Annotated in this window: 15 protein-coding genes; 6 read left to right on the forward strand and 9 right to left on the reverse strand. The window is 49.2% G+C overall.

Annotated elements, in window-relative coordinates; translation table 11 throughout:
- The 3 genes from ACO6VE_RS21725 to ACO6VE_RS21735 form a co-directional block, all read left to right on the forward strand.
- The coding region (locus ACO6VE_RS21725; protein WP_422463376.1) for a hypothetical protein at nucleotides 1-3,676 on the forward strand (3,676 nt) is incomplete at its 5' end.
- 139 nt (nucleotides 3,677-3,815) lie between these two features.
- Nucleotides 3,816-6,878 carry a hypothetical protein gene (locus ACO6VE_RS21730; protein ID WP_422463378.1) on the forward strand — a complete coding sequence of 1,021 codons (3,063 nt, stop codon included), beginning with the start codon at nucleotides 3,816-3,818 and terminating at the stop codon, nucleotides 6,876-6,878.
- Nucleotides 6,879-6,983: 105 nt separating this feature from the next.
- Nucleotides 6,984-7,598, forward strand: coding sequence for a hypothetical protein (locus tag ACO6VE_RS21735; protein ID WP_422463380.1), 615 nt, complete (start codon nucleotides 6,984-6,986; stop codon nucleotides 7,596-7,598).
- 102 nt (nucleotides 7,599-7,700) lie between these two features.
- Here ACO6VE_RS21735 and ACO6VE_RS21740 read toward each other — a convergent pair whose 3' ends face one another.
- From ACO6VE_RS21740 to ACO6VE_RS21775, 8 genes are all read right to left on the reverse strand, one after another.
- A complete protein-coding gene (locus ACO6VE_RS21740; protein ID WP_422463382.1) occupies nucleotides 7,701-9,098 on the reverse strand; it encodes a flagellar assembly protein T N-terminal domain-containing protein in 1,398 nt (465 codons plus the stop codon).
- Nucleotides 9,099-9,114: 16 nt separating this feature from the next.
- Nucleotides 9,115-10,791 carry a hypothetical protein gene (locus tag ACO6VE_RS21745; RefSeq protein ID WP_422463384.1) on the reverse strand — a complete coding sequence of 559 codons (1,677 nt, stop codon included), beginning with the start codon at nucleotides 10,789-10,791 and terminating at the stop codon, nucleotides 9,115-9,117.
- Nucleotides 10,788-11,552 carry a hypothetical protein gene (locus ACO6VE_RS21750; RefSeq protein WP_422463386.1) on the reverse strand — a complete coding sequence of 255 codons (765 nt, stop codon included), beginning with the start codon at nucleotides 11,550-11,552 and terminating at the stop codon, nucleotides 10,788-10,790. The genes ACO6VE_RS21745 and ACO6VE_RS21750 overlap by 4 nt, the downstream gene beginning before the upstream one ends.
- Nucleotides 11,510-12,097: a hypothetical protein gene (locus ACO6VE_RS21755; protein WP_422463388.1), complete on the reverse strand. Its 588-nt coding sequence runs from the start codon at nucleotides 12,095-12,097 to the stop codon at nucleotides 11,510-11,512. The genes ACO6VE_RS21750 and ACO6VE_RS21755 overlap by 43 nt, the downstream gene beginning before the upstream one ends.
- Before the next feature lie 5 nt (nucleotides 12,098-12,102).
- Nucleotides 12,103-13,122, reverse strand: a complete 1,020-nt coding sequence (locus tag ACO6VE_RS21760) for a hypothetical protein (protein WP_422449005.1) — start codon at nucleotides 13,120-13,122, stop codon at nucleotides 12,103-12,105.
- 61 nt (nucleotides 13,123-13,183) lie between these two features.
- On the reverse strand, nucleotides 13,184-13,408 hold the full coding sequence (locus ACO6VE_RS21765; protein ID WP_422449007.1) for a hypothetical protein: 225 nt from the start codon (nucleotides 13,406-13,408) through the stop codon (nucleotides 13,184-13,186).
- A gap of 225 nt (nucleotides 13,409-13,633) precedes the next feature.
- Nucleotides 13,634-15,592: a DNA topoisomerase III gene (locus tag ACO6VE_RS21770; protein ID WP_422463390.1), complete on the reverse strand. Its 1,959-nt coding sequence runs from the start codon at nucleotides 15,590-15,592 to the stop codon at nucleotides 13,634-13,636.
- An 85-nt stretch (nucleotides 15,593-15,677) separates the two neighbouring features.
- Nucleotides 15,678-16,844 (reverse strand): SPFH domain-containing protein, encoded by a 1,167-nt coding sequence (locus ACO6VE_RS21775; protein WP_422463392.1) that lies wholly within the window; start codon nucleotides 16,842-16,844, stop codon nucleotides 15,678-15,680.
- 76 nt (nucleotides 16,845-16,920) lie between these two features.
- Between ACO6VE_RS21775 and dgt the strand changes: the two genes are divergently transcribed.
- A complete protein-coding gene (gene dgt, locus ACO6VE_RS21780) occupies nucleotides 16,921-18,537 on the forward strand; it encodes a dGTPase (RefSeq protein WP_422463394.1) in 1,617 nt (538 codons plus the stop codon).
- Here dgt and ACO6VE_RS21785 read toward each other — a convergent pair.
- Nucleotides 18,506-19,384: a patatin-like phospholipase family protein gene (locus ACO6VE_RS21785; protein ID WP_422449015.1), complete on the reverse strand. Its 879-nt coding sequence runs from the start codon at nucleotides 19,382-19,384 to the stop codon at nucleotides 18,506-18,508. The two genes, dgt and ACO6VE_RS21785, sit on opposite strands and share 32 nt — an antisense overlap.
- Nucleotides 19,385-19,669: 285 nt before the next feature.
- Here ACO6VE_RS21785 and ACO6VE_RS21790 point away from each other — a divergent pair, with 285 nt between their 5' ends.
- Together ACO6VE_RS21790 and ACO6VE_RS21795 are read left to right on the forward strand one after the other, a co-directional pair.
- Entirely contained in the window at nucleotides 19,670-19,927 is a 258-nt protein-coding gene (locus ACO6VE_RS21790) for a hypothetical protein (RefSeq protein ID WP_422463396.1), read from the forward strand.
- Nucleotides 19,924-20,127: hypothetical protein (locus ACO6VE_RS21795; RefSeq protein WP_422463397.1), on the forward strand; the 204-nt coding region annotated here is incomplete at its 3' end. The genes ACO6VE_RS21790 and ACO6VE_RS21795, both read left to right, overlap by 4 nt.

The following is a 20,127-nucleotide window of genomic DNA, read 5'->3' on the forward strand; positions in this document are numbered from 1 at the left end:
GGTAGGAAAGCTGGGCATAGTACGCTTTAAAGAAGAATGTTGCCTGGAAGGCATGCCGTTGAATGGCCAGCAAGTCTCACCGGATACGGTGTTGAAGGGTTTTCAGGCCGCCAACGCAAAACTGGAAATGGCGCACTTTAAAGCGGAATGTTGTCTGAGGAACCTGCCGTTGAATGGCCAGCAGGTGACAACGGGTGCGGCGTTTAAGGATTTCCCGGATAGCCCGGAAGGCAAACTGGCAAAAGCGCGCTTCAAAGCGGAATGCTGCCTGAGGAGCCTGCCGATAAATGGCCATCGGATCACACCGGCGTCAGTGATTAAGGATTTTCAGGACACCAGGGCAGCACTGGAGCTGGCACGCTTTAAGGAACACTGTTGCCTGAGGGAGCTGCCGCTGAATGGGGAACAGATCACACCGGATGAGGTGGTTAAGGATTTTCAGGCAGCCAGGGAAATATTGGGATTGGCGCGCTTCAAAGCAGAATGTTGCCTGCGGGGCCTGCTTTTGAATGACCAGCAGGTCACACTGGAGCAGGTAGTTAAAGCTTTCCCGAATAGTCCGGAGGGCAAACTGGGGATCGCACGCTTCAAAGCGGACTACTATCTGAAAGGCCTGCCGCTGCATGACCTGCTGGTCACACCGGATGAGGTGTTTATGGATTTCCCGAATAGCCCGGAAGGCAAACTGGGGAGAGCACGCTTCAAAGCAGAATGCTACCTGAAGAACCTGCCATTGAACGGCCAGCCGGTCAGCCAGAGTGAGGTAATTAAAGATTATCAGGCGGCCAAAGCACCACTGGAGCTGGCACGCTTTAAGGAGCAATGTTGCCTGAAGTCCCTGCCGTTGAATGGTCGGCAAGTGACACCGGATGAGGTGATCAGGGATTACCCGGATAATCCGTTGGGCAAACTGGGGAGCGCGCGCTTCAAATCAGAATGTTGTCTGCGTGGCCTGACGCTGGATGGCCAGCTGGTCACACCGGATGCGGTGGTTAAGGATTATCAGGCCACCAGGGCAACACTGGAGCTGGCGCGCTTCAAAGCGGAATGCTGTATGAGAGGCCTGACACTGGCTGGCAACCGGGTCACCCCGGACGAGGTGGTCAGGGATTTCCCGGGCAGTCCGGCAGGCAAACTGGGCCAAGCGCACTTTAAAGCGGAATGTTGCCTGAGGGGCCTGGCGTTGAATGGTCAGCCGGTCACACCGGATGCGGTGATTAAGGGTTTCCCGGGTGGTCGGGAAAGCAGACTGGGTATCGCGCGCTTCAAGGCGGAATGTTGCCTGAGGGGCCTGACGTTGAATGGCCAGCAGGTCACACCGGATGCCGTGGTTAAGGGTTATCTGGCAGTCAGGGCAACACTCGAGCTGGCGCGCTTTAAGGAACAATGTTGTCTCAGAGGCCTGGCGTTGAATCGCCAGCCAGTCACTCCGGATTCAGTGGCCGAAGCGTACCAGGCAGCCAAAGCAAAACTGGCGCTGGCGCGCTTTAAAGCAGAATGCTGCCTGAGGGGGCTGTGTTTGAATAACCTGCAGGTCACACCGGAGGAAGTAGTCGGGGATTATCAGGCCATCAGGGCAATACTTGAACTGGCACGCTTTAAAGCAGACTGCTGCCTGAAGGACCTGAAGCTCAATGGTGACCAGGTCACACCGGATGAGGTGGTTAAGAGTTTCCCGGACAGTCCGGATGGCAAACTGGGGGTGGCGCGCTTCACAGCGGACTGTTGCCTGAGAGGGCTGCTGTTGAATGGCCAGCAGGTCACACCGGATTCCGTGGCCAGTGGTTATCAGGCAATCAGGGCAACACTGGAGCTGGCTCGCTTCAAATCGGAATGTTGCCTGAAAGGGCTGCTGTTGAATGGCCGGCAGGTCACACCGGATGCCGTGGTTAAGGATTATGAACGCGGTGGCAGGTTGCTCGAAAGAGCTATTTTTTATTCGCTACTGGCATTGAATGCCAGAGAACTGAATGGCAAATATCTGGATAACGAGGAGGTATTGGCAGCGTTTAATGATATACCCGGAGATCATACTTCAAGGCAAACCAGGTATCTGGTTCAAAGGTTGCAGCAATCCCACCGGTACGATGAAACCAGCAAAGGTCAGGAGATACTTCAACAGGCCTGGCAAATCTTAACCAAAGTGCCAGTCAAAGACGATGAGCAATCTCGACTGCAATGTATATTGAAATTCATGGCCATGGAGAATAAATGGACAATTGATCAACAGGAAGTGTCTGCAAAACAGGTATTCCATGCCATCAAAACACTGAGGCGCTCATTTAAGAATTCACGCCTGCATTTCTTCTTTCTGGCGCACTGCTGTATCACGAGACAGTCTATTGGCAGACAGCACATTCATAAGGATCAGGTAATCAGGTATCTTAAAAGTTTTCTTGAAGGAAGCAGGCTGCGCCATGCTTTAAACTGCTGGTTTGAAGAATGCAGCTCCGAAGCCTGTGTAATGGATGAGTTACTCGATGCTCAGGGGAGTGACAGTCCTCACCGATATACAACCTTTGCCAGTCAACAGGAAGCTTCTGTTGCCGTTAACAGCGAGAACACCGGACATAAGCATGGAGAACACCTGCCCGACGTGATTCCCGTTATCGAGCGTTCTGAGCGAAGCACAACATCGGCAGAGGTATTCGCTGCCAATCCGGGCAAGGAAGGCTCACTCCCCTGCCAGCTCAGGGAATATCGGGATACAACAGAAACCGCTTCCACCCACCAGACATTTGCCGTCTATATGGCTGAAACCCTGAAGCAAAGGTTAAAAACAGGCATCCCGGACAAGCCGGTTCCACGATTAAATGCGCTAACACTGAAAACACTGGAGATTATTCAGGAAATCAATAGTTCTTATACCATCCCCCCTCTGCTGATTAACGGTTCTTACGGACGTTTTTTACAGAATCTCTGCTCATCATTTAATGATATTGACATTGTCTGCACGGAAGAAGCGTCCTCCAGAACACTCTTTGACAGGCTGCAGGCACTGAACACCGACTGGGATTCTGAAATCGCCAAAAGCGTCACCATCTGGCCAATCGAGGGATGTCAGGCCATTAAACTGCCACACGCCTACAATATTCAACTTAAAGCCGGTGATCTGGGGAGGAAAGCAATGGAGCTTCACGTCAGTATTGATGTCAGAGTAGCCCATGAAAATACCGCACAACTGGCTATTCACGTTCCCGGCGTTGAAAGGCCGGTATGGTGTTTGTCGTTTACGGAAGAAACCCGGTTACTGAACGATACGCTGGAATACCTTGCCAGGAACCTTGACAGGCTAACAGAACAATTGCAAAAAGGAGCGATATTTGGCTTAGCTCGAACCCTGCTTTTTAACACGCCCCAAAACACCGATGAACGTATTTATGGTTTGCTTATGCGCTGCCTGCTTACCCTGAATAAAGCCAGGCAGTTTATCGCCCTGCACTCTGCAGAAAAACCCGGAAAACCTGACGGCCAGACTACCCCGCAGGCAAAAGAACAACAGCGCCTGCATACACTCGCTGCAAATCTACAAGCGAAATTACATAGCCATGTTTACCGTCATGGCTTTGAACACACAATTAACCACTGGCTATCGACAACTCAGCCTGTTAATGATCATCAGCTCCAGAAGAAGGACTTTACCAAAACACTGCTTGCGATGATGCATCCTGCATAAGTAGCTAACCAAAACTGTTATCGATACTAATCCTCATCAATAATTATAGATTTGTTGTGGCAAATCAGGTGATGACCATGGCTTGGCACACCTTAAATGGAACCTAACAATCACTCTGAGGTCAAACGGTGGTATTTACATGCCAAGTGCGCAGGGTTTTATTCTGAAAGCACCCACTTCAACCGACTTCTACCCAAAGTCTGCTGCCCGGGCTGACCGACAAACCGGTTCAGGCAGGATGCCTGACTGCTCCACAAATACATTTAACGGTAAAAGAATCTCCAGCCATCGCTGCCATAGAAGCACAGCCTCCACCATGGGTGAGGCCAGGCGTATTGAGAATGCCTTTTGGAAAAAAACACCACTACACGGACGTCAAATCACCTCAGCTGATGTGCTTAGAGCCTATGGCAATGATACGACCTCGCTCAGAGGTGGCTTCTTCCTGCAAAGACTCTGCTTACAAAACATTCTGCATAACAATAGAAAAGTAACGCCGGATCAGGTTATTCAGGAATTCAATCGGGAACCAGGTCGAAATAACAAATGCCAACTGGCGATAGCGCGCTTCAAGGCGGAATGCTGCCTGAGGAACCTGACCTTGAATGGCCAACCTGTCAGGACGGATACCGTGGTCAGGGATTTCCCGGATGGTCCGGAAGGCAAACTGGGGGTGGCGCATTTTAAGGAACAATGTTGCCTGAAAAGCCTGACCCTGAATGGTCAGCAGGTCACAGCGGCTGCAGTAATTGAGGATTTCCCGGATAGTCCGGAAGGCAGACTGGGGCTGGCACGCTTCAAGGCGGAATGTTGTCTGAAGGGCCTGGCAGTGAATAGCCAGCTACTCACACCGGATGCGGTGGTGAAGAGTTGTCAGGCAGCCAAAGCAACACTGGAACTGGCACGGTTCAAAGAGGAGTGTTGCCTGAAGGGCCTGCTGCTGAATGGTCATCAGATCACACCGGATACGGTGATTGAGAGTTTCCCGGATGACCCGGAAGGCAGACTGGGAATAATGCGCTTTAAGGAACAATGTTGCCTGAGCGGCCTGCTGTTAAATGGCCAGCAGGTGACACCGGATACGGTGGTTAAGGGGTGCCTGGAAATCAATGCAACACTCCCGCTGGCACGCTTCAAAGCGGAATGTTGCCTGAAAGGCCTGGCATTAAATGGCCATCAGGTCACACCGGGTGCGGTGGTTAAGGCTTATCAGGCAGCCAGGGCAACGCTGGAGCTGGCGCGCTTCAAAGCAGAATGTTGCCTGAAAAGCCTGCCGTTGAATGGCCAGCGGGTCACGCCGGATACTGTTGTTAGGGATTTTCAGGCCGCCAGGGCACCACTGGCGCTGGCACGATTTAAGCAACAATGTTGCCTGAGGGGCCTGACGTTGGGAGGCAGGCAGGTCACAGCGGATGAGGTGGTTATGGAGTTCCCGGATAGTCCGGATGGCCAACTGGCCACAGTGCGCTTCAAGGCCGAATGTTGCCTGAGAGGCCTGCCATTGAATGGCCGACAGGTGACACCGGAAGCGGTGATCCGGGATTATGAAAGTGGCAATTGGTTGCTCGAAAGAGCGATTTTCTACTCTCTGCTGGCATTGAATGCCAGAAAATTGCATGGCAACTACCTGGATAACCGGCAGGTATTAGCAGCGTTTGATGCAGCACCCGGGGACCATTCTTCAGGGCAAACCAGATATCTGATTAAAAAGCTGAGACAATCTCATAAGTGCGATGAAACCAGTGAAGCCCAGGATATCATGCAAAAGGCCTGGCAAATCTTAAACAGCGTACCGGTCAAAGATGAGCAGCAACGACTGCAATGCATATTGAAATTCATAGCGATGCAGAATGAATTGACCATTGATCATCAGAGAGTGTCAGCACAACAGGTATCGCAATCCATCAAAACACTGAAGCGCTCATTTCAGAACGCACGCCTGCATTTTTTCTTCCTGGCGTACTGCTATGTCAGGGGCCAGCCTGTTGATGGACGACAAATCCACAGGCATCAGGTTCTGGAGTGCCTCCAGAATTTTCATAAAAGAAGCAACTGGCAGCATGCTTTAGGCCGCTGGTTTGAACAATACAGTCCTGAAGCCAATATAATGGATAATTTATTGTTTGAACGAACAAACACGGTAGCGGTATCCGTTGCCAGTCCCGGGAAGGAATGCCAACGCCCTTATCAGGTCAGGGAATACCGGGATGAAACAGAAAATACCTGCGCCACCCGGGCAGTGACCGCCAGTGCGGCTCAAACTATGGAGCCACCGTTAACAACAGGCGGATCGGATGTTCCGGACAAGTCGACCCGACAGTTAACTCCGCTAACGCTGAAAGTGCTGGAAATTATTCAGGAAATCAATGGTTCTTATAACGATCCAGCCATTCTGATTACCGGTTCTTACGCCCGTTTTTTACAGAACCTCTGCTCAGTATTTAATGATATTGACATTATCTGCACGACAGAAAAATCAACCAGAACACTCCTTGCCAAGCTGCAGGCGCTAAACACCGACAGGGATTCAGACATCCCCAAAAGCATCATCATCTCACCAGTCCCGGGATGTCCGGCGATTCAACTGCCAGGTGCCTACAATATTGACCTTGAAGATGGTGATCTGGCGACCAGGGCATTGGGGTTTCAGGTCAGTGTTGACGCCAGGGTAGCCCAAAATACAACAGGATTGGCCGTTGAGGTTCCCGGCGTTGCCAGGCCGGTATGGTGTTTGTCGTTTGCTGAAGAAACCCGATTGCTCAATGATACGCTGGAATACCTTGCTGAGAACCTTGATCCGCTGACAGAGCAATTGCAAAACGGGCCGGTATTTGACGTCCCCCGTACCCTTCTTTTTAATAGCCCCCAAAATACCGATGAACGTATTTATGGCTTACTTCTACGCTGCCTGCTTACCCTGAATAAAGCCAGGCAGTTTATCGCTCTGCACTCTGAAGGCAGATCCGGGACAAATGACGGTTCGGCCACCGCGCTTGAACAACAACGCCTGCATGCACTGACTGAGCATCTGCAAATGAAATTGACTGGCCATGTTTGCCGTCATGATTTTGAGCAAAGGGTTAACGGCTGGCTATCAACAGCTCCACAGGTTAATGGCTACCAGATCAAAAGGAAGGCATTTATTACGACACTGCTTGAGATGATGCATCCTGAAGAAGATCGAATAAACTCAGCTCGATGAACTTTTTGAAAAAATAACACTCTAAAGGTCATAGTGGCAGGTATACCTCTTACCACGTCTCCCCTATTGACTGACTACTCTCCCGGCAAACCAGGGATTAAACCGATGACCTTTCGCATATTGTTAATTTCATTACTGTTTTCCACTTCAGCTATGGCATTCGCAGGTAATGACTATAACTATACATTTATTAATACCGGCTTTGGTTACAATAATCAGAATCAGGGCACGCAAAACTTCGATGGAACCACCTGGTTCGTCAATGGTGCCTATAAAGTCCCATCCATACCCGTCATCCTGAACGCAGGATACGCCTACGGCCGCATTGATAAAGATGATGTTGCCAGTAATGTCGAGATTGATGGCAGCTCCTACTTTGCCGGAGCCAGCCTGTTATTAAAGCCAACGGACAGATTCCATGTCATTCCATCGGTCACCAGTGGCCGACTCAGAAACGGCCTGTCTGTGGATGCGGATGAGGTAAAGGATAAAGTCACAGCCTACACAGCGTCGGTCAGCGCCCGTTATCACCTGGAACAAGGCCTCTGGCTGAATTCCGGCTATATTCAGCAATACTATGACCGGGACGAAGATGACAATACCGGCTTCTTCACTGCCGGAGCAGAATATCAAGTGGATAATGAGTGGTCATTTGGCCTGAATTATCGCGGCAATTCTGATCAGTACACCACCCAGTTTTTTGTGAAACTCTTCTTCTGAGTGATCACTGAATTCGGCAATGTGTCCTCATTCCCACCAGAATCTGAACCATTTGGATGCCCCGCTGCCTGCTGCGGGGCTTAAATAAAGTTAACAAGACAGCTAAAAAGACAGAACAACGGCCCTGGTATCCGTATTTTTGGCCTTGAGCCCTCTCAAGCTGAAAGAACGGGACTGTTTGAGAATGTCCAGCTGAAGGCTGGCAGGATCACCCAGATATATAACCTCATAGTTGGCACTGCGATTCTGTATGGGCTGAACACTCACAGATTTGGTAAGAGGCAGGCTTTCCAGACAAGCCCGTAGTTCATCAACATCCCGCATACGATCGAAATTTTTCAGTGTTACCTGAATTTTGCTTCCGTTGTTGAACTGGCTGATAAACTGCTTCTTTATTGCACTGGTGAGCTTTGGCTGCAAATCTTCCATGGCATAACTCAGAGAGTTTTGTTCCCGAATAGTGGCCGAGTCAGAAATTTCAACGCTATTGTTTGGATCACTGGATACGTTAATCAAATCATCGCTACTGAAGCGGTCAGTAATACGGACTTTAATGGTCGTCTGCAGTCCGGTCATACCTCCCATTGCCTTATACTCATACTTGCTGATGTCAGTCTTGATGGTGTATCGAGCACTATTGGGCGAGGACGAAACCTCAAAACCACTGGTCGCCAGAAGTTCGCGCATCAGGCGATCAACCTCAGGTCTGTCCGTTTGAATTGCAAAGGATGGTCGCCCCATATTTTCCTGAATAGCGAGAATCTGCTGCTGACCGTCAGGAGGAGAGTCACTTACCTCGGCACTGATGATGATGAAGTAGTTGTTTCCTTCCTGGTACTCCTTGATCACCGTATAGCGCTGCACATGGCCAGAGGAAACCGTTGAAAGTTTTGCTCTCAAGGCTTCTGCGTTTTCAATCGTTGTTTTGGAGGCCATTTGCACCCCGCCATACTGTTCGACAGCACTGCGCAAAGCATTATTCAACGCTGTCGTGCGTGCAGCTTCCACACCTGATGACAAAGACGCAACACCACGGGCTTCAACAATGCTATCTTGCTTTTCAAACAGTTCAGAGAAATCACGGCTACGTTCTGAAATGACCATTACGTTATAGGTCATACCATCATGCTCACCGGTATTAAAACTCCATGCGGCTTTCAGAGTGCCTTCAACATTGCTGGTCAATGAGGTGTAGTACTCTTCGAGTACTGTATCACCTTTCCAGGATTGACTGGCCCGCTCTACAGAGGAAATCCGTTCCCCTTTAAGATAAGCCGTCAGAGATTTCATGGCATCCTGCCGTGCTATCTCTTGAGCAACATTGGCTTTACGGTGCATACCGAGACCAATTGCGATCACGGTACGTCCAAGCTCATTGTCATTCACCATGCCCATATACTGGTTATTAGCCAGCATTGTGGACACAGTTTTCTCAAGAGAAGCATTGGCTAATGCTGGCAACATTAGAAGTGCTGCCAGAATGAGAGCCCAACGTTTCATTAGTTAACGGCCCTCCTTACCAACCAAATGCGTCTTCTGCATCGGCATTGCCGCCTCCGGTATAAGTGCCGGAGGTAGCCGTACCTTGTGTGTTTTGAACGGGAACCTGCTGCTTCACAGGTTGCTGTGTCGCTACTGGAGGAACGACACGATTGCTGCTGGCAGCTTCTCTCTCGGCTTGGTTATAAACAGTCTTGTTGCTTTCAGCAATGCGAACAGATTGGTCCAAACCGTCTTTAGTGCCTTTGAGTTGCTGCTGTGATTGAACGTCCAGTACTTTGGTTTGGTACTGGCTGGCCTGCATAAGCCTGGCATTAACAACACTGGATGTATCAATGGAGTAAATGCTGACGTAAATATCCTGGCCAGAAAGCGGGTGGGTCACACGCCTGCCAAAACGCTTGGATAGACCTTGGACAGCACGATTTTCGATGCTCTGGCTGAGCTCGCTGGTAAAGCTTTCCGCAGCAATGCTGACGTCCTTTCCACCACTACTACTCAGGGTCGTCATTGCCTGCTCGGCTTTTTCATAGGCAGCAACGTCCGCATAAAGGGCTGTAGCCACTTGTTTACGCGCCATCAGTTCAGCGATACCACGGGCTTTTCGTTCAGAAGAAGAGCTACTGCCAACAGGGCTGGCAGCTATGCCAAGAATATGGAAATTACCAGAACTATCGCGGAACTTGCGCCCCCCTGTAGCGGTAGACCAGTCCTGGCTGCGTATATAATCAGCCAGATCTTGTTTCCCTTTGGGAAGCGTCATTGCTGCACCTGAAAGCAGAGCCCGTATCATCTCCTCTTGTTTTGGAGACCAGACGGTCACCATGGCAACTTTATACTGTTGCTTAATGTCATCCCATGATTCAAACTGAGCGGCAGTAATGGCACCATACAGAGGCATTTTGGAAACGGCTTCAGCCATACTATAGGCTTCACCTGTGACACTGCCTGCCAGCTGGTCCAGCTCGTTCATGGTGCTTTCATGTTCAGACATGGCTTCCTGATAATTGGCTTTAGCCTGCTCATATTGGGCTTGCTTATCAGCAGCTATTTCACCCTTATCGAAGTGCCCATCCAGCTTTTTGATAGCAGCTTCCATCAATGCATCGGCTCTATCACCAAAGGTGACACCTCGGAGCATTTCTGCTTCTTTGGCATCCATAACTTCCAACAGTTTGGCTACTCGCCCCCTCTGAGCAGCAGCTTTTCTTTCTAAATTTTCAAGTTTGTCTTTGAACTCAACATTAAGGTCTGTACCCGGAGTGCTGACACGATCTGCTGCAGACATATCAGTATATATGTACTGAATAATGGATCGTTTCGCATCCAGAGATGCTTCCATGGATTTCAGAGAACGCTTAATGATGAAACTGTCATCATAAGATGGATCTTCCGAGTCAAAAATAGCTTCACTTAGAGCGACATATACTCTTTTATCGCTGTTCCAGCCCTCAAGCACCCCACCTTTATCCAGAAATTGATAAGCAAGAGCCATCGCATCAACAGCAGCAGCGGACTGTGCAGGCATGGTTTGCAGCTGAGTGGTAACGGCTGTGGCAGGTGTTTCGACGATTTGTGGCTGGACAGAAACAGCAGCTACTTCTGGCGAAGCCGCTTCGGGTTTAAACTCTACAGCGTGTGCTGCTGAAGAGACAGCCAGTGCCAGTAGTGTGGCTTTAAAGAGATATCTCATGGTTTGTTCTCAATAATTTGGATAGTGTTATAAGCAAATTTATTTATTGCGGCATACAGTTGCAGATAAGAAATGAACCGGGATGCTTCCTGCTTTAATCCCATGCGGTGAAGAGATTCTGTGTAACGTGAAATAGCTTCCAGGTTGCTGGGTTCAAGAGCGATCCACTGTAAATAAACAGCAGCAGCTTCCGGCCAATTTTGCCTTGCGATTAAGGCAGCTCCCAGATACTGCCAGCTCTCCTGATGACGAGGTGAGCTATTGATGCTTTCTTTTAGCAGAGAGATGATTGTGTCCAGTTCTCTACCCTGTTCAAAAAAGACTTTGGCATCGATAAAGGCCTGGGCTGGCTGATCACTGAATGTGTTACTGAACAGAATATGTCCGGGCAGGCTCAGAGCGGCCGAATAAGGGCTGGCAAGATTCAGTTGGCCAGGTAGTTTGTGCAGGTAGGCAAGGGGATTCTTTTGCTGGTTTTCCTTAATCTGTGCAATAGCATTTGGTGCGCGTGCAGGCAAGGCTGTACTCTCAAAAGCAAGAATGGTTGTCTCAGATAGAGATTTTTGTTTCAGGTGGTTATCAATGACATAGGCGCTGGCGGGGAGTTCGCAGAGCCAATCCAACGCAGGTGAGTTGTCAGCCTGCAATGCCAACAGTCTCTGCCTTTCGAGAAAAGGCTGCTGCGATGGCTGGTAATAGTTTGCCAGGCAGTATTTTTTTAACAGTTCTTTCTTTTCCCACTGCAGTGCAATCTCCTGCAACCCAAATTCCGAAAAGATCTTCCCCAGATAGTGGTAATGCTGACCGGCATCCAGCTGATGTAAAGTGTGGTGATATCTTCCGTGCTTATGTCTTCATTTTTGCTGGCCGTGATCAACCTTTTGATATCTTCTTCATTAGCTGCCAGAACATAGCGGTAGCTCTCTCCTTCCGGGCGGTTCACCAGAATACGGGATGGAAGCTTTTTCAGCCGGATGTCGCGCTGTCTGATCAGAGCCTGGTCAAGAGAGGAGCTACCTGTTGAAGATGAGAGGGCTTGTAGCTGGTAATGCTCTGTGATCTGCTGCCATGCAGAAATCATCGCTTTGGCTTTAGCCGAATTTCTGGATGTATCTCTTCCATACGGAAGAATCACCGTAGAAAAAACTATGCCGGAGTCGACGATAATGCCTGTTTTGCTGGCCGCATACTTGTCAAAATATAACGTATGTGACTGACCAAGAGTAACAGCCGAAGCTGCTACCCCCGGAGTACCAGACAGAGCAAAGACCATTACCAGGGCAGTAAGGATTTTCGTACTGCGCATACTGCTCAGTCCTTGTAGTTATCTTCCCATTCTGGAGGTAGCGGCATACCGTTGGATACGGCAAACAGCTCGTTCTTTTTGAAGAAGAGTGGATCAGCTTTGATTTCAGCGACCAGGTCCTGAACATCAGGATCATTAGACCAGCGTATAATTTTACCGCGACTGGCATCGGCCCCAGGAGTGACTTCAGCAATAGCCAATGGCAGATCCACCCCCATATCAGACATGTAAAGAGTTACGATCTGTTTGCCCATGAAACCGCTTTCATAGCCTTTATCGATTTGGAAATTACTGCCTCTAAAACCAACGACCTGTCCTCCAATTGGCAGTTTATTACCGATTTTATTTGCAACGATTTTAAGAGCGTTAATGGATGCCTGGTTCAGTGCATCCTGCTCTTGTTCTTGATCGAAACCACCAATCACCTTACCGCTTGGCAAGCGGAACAGGGTGCGAATGGCACGGCCTTCTGCGGAATCCGCTTCAATAATTTCATCTGTCTGGAAATCAATCAGCTGATAATCAACGCGGATTATGTACAGGACTTCGTTATGGTCAACGCGGTTATACTCTTCCTTCACAGCAGAAACACCGGCTACCAGCCCGTAATCGGCATTCAGGCCTTTACCAAAGCGCATGCGCGACAAGGCATCAGTTGTGCCCATATCCTGAAAACGTTTCTCAGCTGCTTTGCCTTTCTGGCCGAGATGGCGGGATACGATCGTGAAGCGTTTCAGCTTGCTGATCTCTGTCTCCATCATGGTAGAAACCGTTTCCAGTGGAAGGTCTGAGTAGCTGCTGGCATCTTTATTTGCAAAAAAGTTTGTAGCAACCACAAGACGCTTGTAGTTCTTGGTTGAATAGTTCTGTGGAAGTTCAATGGCCTTTTTGCTGGACTCATAATCGGCCTTACTCACAGTATGGAGTGAAGGGTCAATCTGCACTTTGCCCTGCATTCCTGCACACCCTGTCAGAATGGCAGCTGAAAGTGCGCAGACACAGAAATGTTTGATGCCAAAAGACATAATAATCTCGTGAATATGAAGGAGGAAAAAAAGAGCAGCTAAATAGCTGCTCTTTTATACTTTATCGGCCAGCGTAACTGATGGCGTTGTTGTAAATACCGTGGTATTTCTTCAGCATGGAGAGTGCATCAACGGTAAATGAGATCTGGTCACCGGCAAGGCTTGCACCCTTCATTGCGGAAGGCAATTTCATAGGATTGGACACCAGAGCTTTGATATCAATTTGCTGGACACTCTTCTGCAGCTTGTAAGCTTCAACTAACAGACCAAGAGACTGTTTCGTCATCTCGGAAGACGTATTCAGGAACGCGTCAAATTCTTTTTTCTCAGCTTCTGGCAGCTTTGCGTATTCTGCTTTGTAAGCTTCAGGATCGGTTTCAGCAAGTTTGGTCAGCTGGTTGTAACCTGCGAGTTCAACCTTCGTAATGTAGCTGTCTGTCAGTTTGATAGTTTTGTCAGTTCAAGTTACAAGCAATTGGCTCGACTCTGATTTGATTCTCAGGGCAATATTCTATGCTGAACTCCGCTTCTTCCGACGACTTCCAGCACTCTTTGCTTTGCCTTTTCGTTTAAACGGCTGGTTCGAAGGGGCAGGCAATCCGGCAACAGAGGGCAAGCCATCGTTCATGGTTTGCATCAATAACGCTCTCAGCTCCTGATCAAGCCCGCCCATAAAGGCACCGTAGCTGCCTTTTCGCTCAACAATGTCATTCAGAGAGGCTTCCCAGCGTGCGGTCATATCAGGCGTGGTCACTCTTTCCGGTAATGCGTTGACCAGGGCTCTGCCAGTGGCTGTTGCATGAATATTTCGGCCTTTGCGCTCCAGGAACTGGCGCTTGAACAAGAGTTCAATAATGCTGGCCCGGGTTGCCTCGGTTCCCAGGCCGTCGGTTTCACGGAGAATCTTGCGAATGTCTTTATCCTGAACAAATCGGGCGATGCCCGTCATGGCCGAAAGGAGTGTTGCATCATTAAATGGTTTGGGGGGCTGTGTCATTTTTTCCTTCAACTCGGCTTCAGGACAATCAAGCACATCGCCTTTGGCCAGCTCAGGTAAAAAAGCACTCTCTTCATTATTTTCATCACCGACGGAACGCTGATGACTTTTGCCTGAATTCATCAGAACCTTCCACCCTTCCTCGACAGTCTGGCGGCTCCCGGCCCGGAAAAGGCCTTTTTCTATGTCGATATCGACGACTCTTTTTCTGAAGGTATGATCAGGATAAAACTGCGCAACATATTGCCTGGCAATTAATCCATACAACTTGCGATCCAGTTCAGACAGTCGTTCAAGATCCATTCTCAGGGAGGTAGGAATAATACCGTGGTGCGCCCCAACTTTTTTATCATTCCAGGCACCGGTTTTCCTTTCCGGCAACGCCTGGTCTACTGCCTTCCCCAGCGAAGAGACATTGTGGCGAATCGTTGCCAACACTTCCGGCGCCTGGGATAAGTGCTCTTCGGGCAGATAGCGGCAGTCTGAACGGGGGTAAGTAATCAGTTTCTGCTCATAAAGACGCTGACAGCTATCAAGCACCGTCTTGGCATCCATACGCAGCTGCCTGGCAGCATCTATCTGCAGTGCCGACAACGAGTAGGGTAATGGCGGGGGTTCTTTGCCACGCTTATCTTCGACGCGTTTTACTGTCCCCTGCTTGCCGGTAATACGGTCCACCACATTCTGCGCCAGACGCCGATCCAGCACTCGCCCTTCCTCATCCATCCAGTTCTGGCAGGCTTCGCTGGGTAGCCATTTGGCTTTGAAGGTTTCCTCTTTTGCCGTTAACAAGGTGGCAAAAACCTCAAAGTAAGGCTTAGGCTGAAAGTGTTCAATTTCTGCATCACGTCGGGCGACAAGACCCAGAATCGGCGTCTGCACCCGGCCGATGGAGAGCAGCCCATTAAAGCCAACCTTCCGGCCAAGCAATGTGCAGGCGCGGGTCAGGTTAATACCGTAAAGCCAGTCTGCCCGGGAACGAGCCAGGGCGGAAACCGCCAGCGGTACAAACTCCTGGTTGGATCGCATCCGCCCAAGGGCCTGGGAAACGGCAGAAGGGTTCAGATCGCTGATTAATAAACGACGAACATCTTTTTTACGCTGGGCAGAGAGCTTCAGATAATCCAGCACCTCATCCACCAGCAACTGGCCTTCACGATCAGGGTCACCGGCATTGACAATAATATCAGCCCGTTTGAGCAGCTTATTGATCACTGATAACTGCCCACGCCCTCCCTTTCTGGGCCTCAGCTTCCATTGCACGGGAACAATAGGCAGGTGCTCAAGCTTCCATGTTTTGTAGGCCGGGTCATAGGCATCCGGCTCCTCCTGCTCAAGCAGGTGACCTATGCACCAGGTCACCACATCTCCTGAAGCAGACTCGATATAGCCTTCCTGTTTTTTCAGGGGCTTTTTCAAAACATCGGCAATGGCTCGCCCAAGGCTGGGCTTTTCGGCGATAAATAACCGCATTCAAAAACAATCCGGCTGATAATGACTGAAATACTGTTTTTTTATACAGCATAATTCATCATTTGGCGAGCATTCATCCGTTTTCTTACCAGCCCAGGTAGAGTCGGCTGTTGTTATTTTTCCAAAGGTGTTTCGAGTCTTGCATCTGTTGATACAGCTTTTCCTTACTCCTTTCCTGATCAGGCACCTGATCAACCAATCCTGATGGCAGGCTCCGATTAATCTCTGTTACAGCATCAACACTATGCACTGGCACAGTATTATCACCCACCTCCGCCATAGGTTCTGAACTGGAATCCCGACTGTGTTCTGAAGGCCGGGCATCTTCACCACCAGAGTCCTGACCATTAATAAATGGCTCCTCAGCCCACGAAAATGACAGATCTTCCTGAAGTACCTCATAATCTCTCTGTCCGGTGTCATCGGTGTTTACTTCCTCTGCGGGGCTGAGTACACCGGCAATCTCGTCTTCAACAACTGAAACAGAGGGCTCCAGAACTATGGCTGAATCCTCTTCCGAAACAGGCTCCGGGTAAGGTTCATCATCAGGCTGTCTGACAAAGCCACAGAGGCGATTGATGGCTTCTTGCTCATTTTCCAGTGTGTAGAAAATCTCATAAGGTGGTTCGCAAGTTATCGGGGTTTGGGGCTTGTGATCTGTATGACCAACATGATTGTCAATAATGACATCCGGAACCCGGGGGTATTCAATGTCAAGATGACAAATCGATATTCCAGTACCTTTATCCCTCTGCCTCTCTGCCAGATAACGGCCCAGAATCGCCTTAAATGGTATAAATTCATCAAAGTAAACCGCTTCAGCGTTCAGCGCCCTGCATAAATGAGCAACCCCGAGTTTCACAGGATCTTCAATAACGGGTTTGACAAAATCAAGCCCATAGCTTTTAACCAGACTCAATACATGTTGTTCATGTACCTGATAACGAACGGTGATTTGGGGAAAGGTGATGATTATCCCATCGGCAGTAATACAGAGAATGTCCGTCACAGCCGCCGTCTCAGGCACAATGCTGATAACAAACCCTTCATCAGAAGGCCAGACTGGATAAACGCCGGCAGGATAGACATCCTCATAAAATTGGTTTCCATTCCTGAATACCCCCACGTTTCCCTCGGGAACTTTGTAGAGAAAAGGAATATAAGAATAGAGATCATAGGCTTCAACTTTTTCACCCGGAAAGAGTAAGAAAGAAAGAAACACAAATAACATTATCATTAGTTTCTCTTCCACAATTTAACTCCAGGTTCAAACAAAGACTTATCAGGGAGCAGTAGTTATAGCAAAGCAATGAACCGTCAAGACAAAATTGAAAACAAAAAAAGTAAAAAGCCAATCAGCAGGCTTTCATCCGGATATTGCCCGGTCACTGATCAACGTGGCAAATCATGCTACTCACCGATCAGCCGAAAGATATGGTAATCTGAATACCTCCAAACTCCCGGTTACCAAGCCTATGGCACCTCTGGATTACCTCAAGAAACTCACCTGCGATCGCCCTGAGCCGGTCACCTGCGCCCGGCCAGAGGATCTGATTACCGAGACCGAGAGTAACCGGGGTCGTATTATTCAATCAGCGGCCCTGCGCAGGCTTCAGCAGAAAACCCAGGTCTACCCACTGGAAACCAATGCAGCCGTCCGCAGTCGTCTTACCCACTCACTGGAAGTTCAGCAAACTGGCCGCTATCTGGCCAAAACCATTCTGGATCAACTAAAACAACATGGGGAGCTGGCAAAACTTGGTCTGGAAGGTATCGAAACGGCCTTTACCAATCTGGTAGAAATGTCCTGCCTGCTACACGACGTAGGTAACCCACCTTTTGGCCATTTTGGGGAAGCCGCGTTCAGCCGCTGGGTTCAGGATCATGGCGAAGCCTGCCATCACAAGGCAATGGCCAGACAATCCGCCGTCAATGGCCAAACCGGTCACTCAGAGCTTTTCTACCAGGTACTGTTACCGGATTTGTCCGTCTTTGAAGGCAACGCCCAGGGGCTGCGCATCATTCACAGCCTGCAGACACTCAACCTGACCTGGTCACAGCTGGCCGCCACCATCAAATACACCCGGGCACCTTATCAGAATCCGACAAGCGGATTTGCTTACCGTCAGAAAAAGCCCGGCTTCTACTACTCAGAACAGCGCCTTATCCAGGACATCTGGAAACATCTTGAGATACAGGAGAACTGTCGCTTTCCACTGGTCTACATCATGGAGGCAGCAGACGATATCTCTTACTGCATTGCCGATCTGGAAGATGCTGTTGATAAGGGCATTCTGTCATTCAGGGGCCTGAGCTTCTGGCTGAAAGAAGTGTGGCAGGAGTTCACCGGCGAAAAGAGCCAATACCTGCCGGATATCATTAAAACCGCAGAAAATGTTGCCAAAGACAACCCACAGAACTTTATTCGCCATTTACGCTCACAGCTGGTCCGGGATCTGGTCAGCTATGCTGCCAACCGATACCTGCAGAAGCATACGGAAGTTTTTCATGGGACGCTGGATGAGCCATTAATTGATGGCGGCTCAGACCAGCATCTGGCGCTGAAAACACTGAAAACCGTCGCCATACGACATGTGTTCAGTAGTCAGGAAAAAGAAACACCGGAACTGCGGGGATATGCGGCCCTGATGGGCTTGCTCGATATCTATCGCCCAATCCTGGAACTCCCCGGCACCGCATTCGCAAACCTCGATAATCTGGATGATAGCGAACACTTTATCGAGCATCGACTCAATCACCGACTGTCCCGGAAGTATAAAGCAGCCTATGTTCGGGCTGTGCATCAAATGCGTCAGGAACAGCATTCTCCCGCTGAACAGAACGATCTTGAATGGTATTTCCGGACGAGACTGATTCTGGACTATGTGGGTGGCATGACAGACTACTTCGTACTTACGGAGTATCAGAGCCTATCGGCAATTTAAACCATGAGGAACGCTTTTGCGTTCCTCCTTTCATGGTCTTCAGCCATTGGGCTCCTTCGTTCTCGAAGTATTTTCTGCTGGAATGATAGCCCATGTCATAGATAGACCGTAGCTGATCCGGCTTCACCATAAAAGCGCTGCAGTCCTCGATACCCTCCGGTGCCAATGACACCTCCGGCAAGTTGATATTGGAAAACTGCCGGGCAGAACTGTAAATCTGAAATACCCTGTCCAGTACATCAAAGGTGTTGGCGAAATGCTCACAGGGCCTGGACATAACCGGAGCAAGATACATCCCGATATGATGGCGACACTGGTCGTTAATCAGGTCTGAAGGATAGTTATTGATAATCCCGCCATCCGCATAGACGGTCCCCTGCCATTTAACCGGGGTAAACATGCCCGGATAAGCGGACGATGCCGTTAAAGCATTAATCAGTGGACCACTGTTAAATACCGTCTGCTGCGCTCTGTTCAAATCAGTAGCAACCACATACAGAGGTTTTTTCAATGATTCAAAACTATCTTCCGGGAAATAAGCCTGAAAATTTTTCGCGATCTTCTCTGAGTCAATCAATCCGAGTGCATTGAACGACAGGTTTCTAAAGCTGAACATTCGGGTCGAGACAAAGAAGTCCAGAATCTCTGCCGGTGCATATCCGGCACTGTGCAGAGCACCGACCATCGCACCACCGCTGGCACCGGAAATAATATCCGGCTCGATTCCATGCTCGTTCAGGTACTGCAGTAAGCCAATCTGAGCCATGCATTTTGCCCCACCACCGGACAGGGTCAGGCCCAACCGATAGGGTTTGCTTTTAAAAAGCTCTGTCGTGAACATGCTCATAGATGAAAGCGCCACCTCTGGAAAGTAACGTTGCTTGCAAAAAAACTGAAGCAGCCTCCTGGCCCTCGGAAAGTTTTTGCTCAAGCCGACATTATGTCATGAGCCCCGCTCTGGGCTAAAGTAAATCTCAACCGAATCCCTAGCCGCTGCGCTTATCAGTGTGGAAAGCGGCAATTGTCGCTGATCATGCTGGATTTTTGTGCTGCTAAAATCATCATATATTTCAATTGGTTACCAGGATGGGGCGGAGACCTTTCTCAAGGAGTTTGAAATAAAAGCACTGTTTTGCGTACAAAAACACTGGTTTTGAGGGAATTTCATCGTTTTTTTGTAACCAATCAGCAGCTCAGCGACGAGGGTATTTATCAGCCTCCAGCCGGAAAGTTCGACACCATCGAAGTGCTTGAAAATGGCAATGCCAGCCTGGTAAAACTGGACGGCAGCAGTGCCGAATTTGACCCGGTCGGAAGGCTTGTCGCCAGACGGGATGCCAATAAAAAAGGCTCTTCAGGGATAACTGTGGGTAGAAATCAACAAATTTGAAAAAAAAAGCACCAGCGGCTGATTTCAGGTATGTTTTTATTTGCAGACAAAAACAAGAAGAAACGCCGCTGATGCTGATAAAAACTATCCTCAATAAAGTTCATAAACTCAAGTCATTTGTTTATCAGGATGTAAAACTCGGTCTCTATCAAGGCTCTGAAGTATTCAATGTCATCGTGGTCCCACGCAAGAACGGCCAT

The organism is Endozoicomonas sp. ALB115, assembly GCF_049310245.1.
Taxonomy (GTDB): Bacteria; Pseudomonadota; Gammaproteobacteria; order Pseudomonadales; family Endozoicomonadaceae; genus Endozoicomonas.

Excerpts from the sequence above, each read along its gene's own strand:
- ACO6VE_RS21740 (WP_422463382.1), bottom strand. The coding sequence starts at position 9,098 with ATGAAACGTTGGGCTCTCATTCTGGCAGCACTTCTAATGTTGCCAGCA.
- ACO6VE_RS21755 (WP_422463388.1), bottom strand. The coding sequence starts at position 12,097 with ATGCGCAGTACGAAAATCCTTACTGCCCTGGTAATGGTCTTTGCTCTG.
- ACO6VE_RS21785 (WP_422449015.1), bottom strand. The coding sequence starts at position 19,384 with ATGAGCATGTTCACGACAGAGCTTTTTAAAAGCAAACCCTATCGGTTG.
- ACO6VE_RS21745 (WP_422463384.1), bottom strand. The coding sequence starts at position 10,791 with ATGAGATATCTCTTTAAAGCCACACTACTGGCACTGGCTGTCTCTTCA.
- ACO6VE_RS21730 (WP_422463378.1), top strand. The coding sequence starts at position 3,816 with ATGCCAAGTGCGCAGGGTTTTATTCTGAAAGCACCCACTTCAACCGAC.
- ACO6VE_RS21735 (WP_422463380.1), top strand. The coding sequence starts at position 6,984 with ATGACCTTTCGCATATTGTTAATTTCATTACTGTTTTCCACTTCAGCT.
- ACO6VE_RS21760 (WP_422449005.1), bottom strand. The coding sequence starts at position 13,122 with ATGTCTTTTGGCATCAAACATTTCTGTGTCTGCGCACTTTCAGCTGCC.
- ACO6VE_RS21765 (WP_422449007.1), bottom strand. The coding sequence starts at position 13,408 with ATGACGAAACAGTCTCTTGGTCTGTTAGTTGAAGCTTACAAGCTGCAG.
- ACO6VE_RS21770 (WP_422463390.1), bottom strand. The coding sequence starts at position 15,592 with ATGCGGTTATTTATCGCCGAAAAGCCCAGCCTTGGGCGAGCCATTGCC.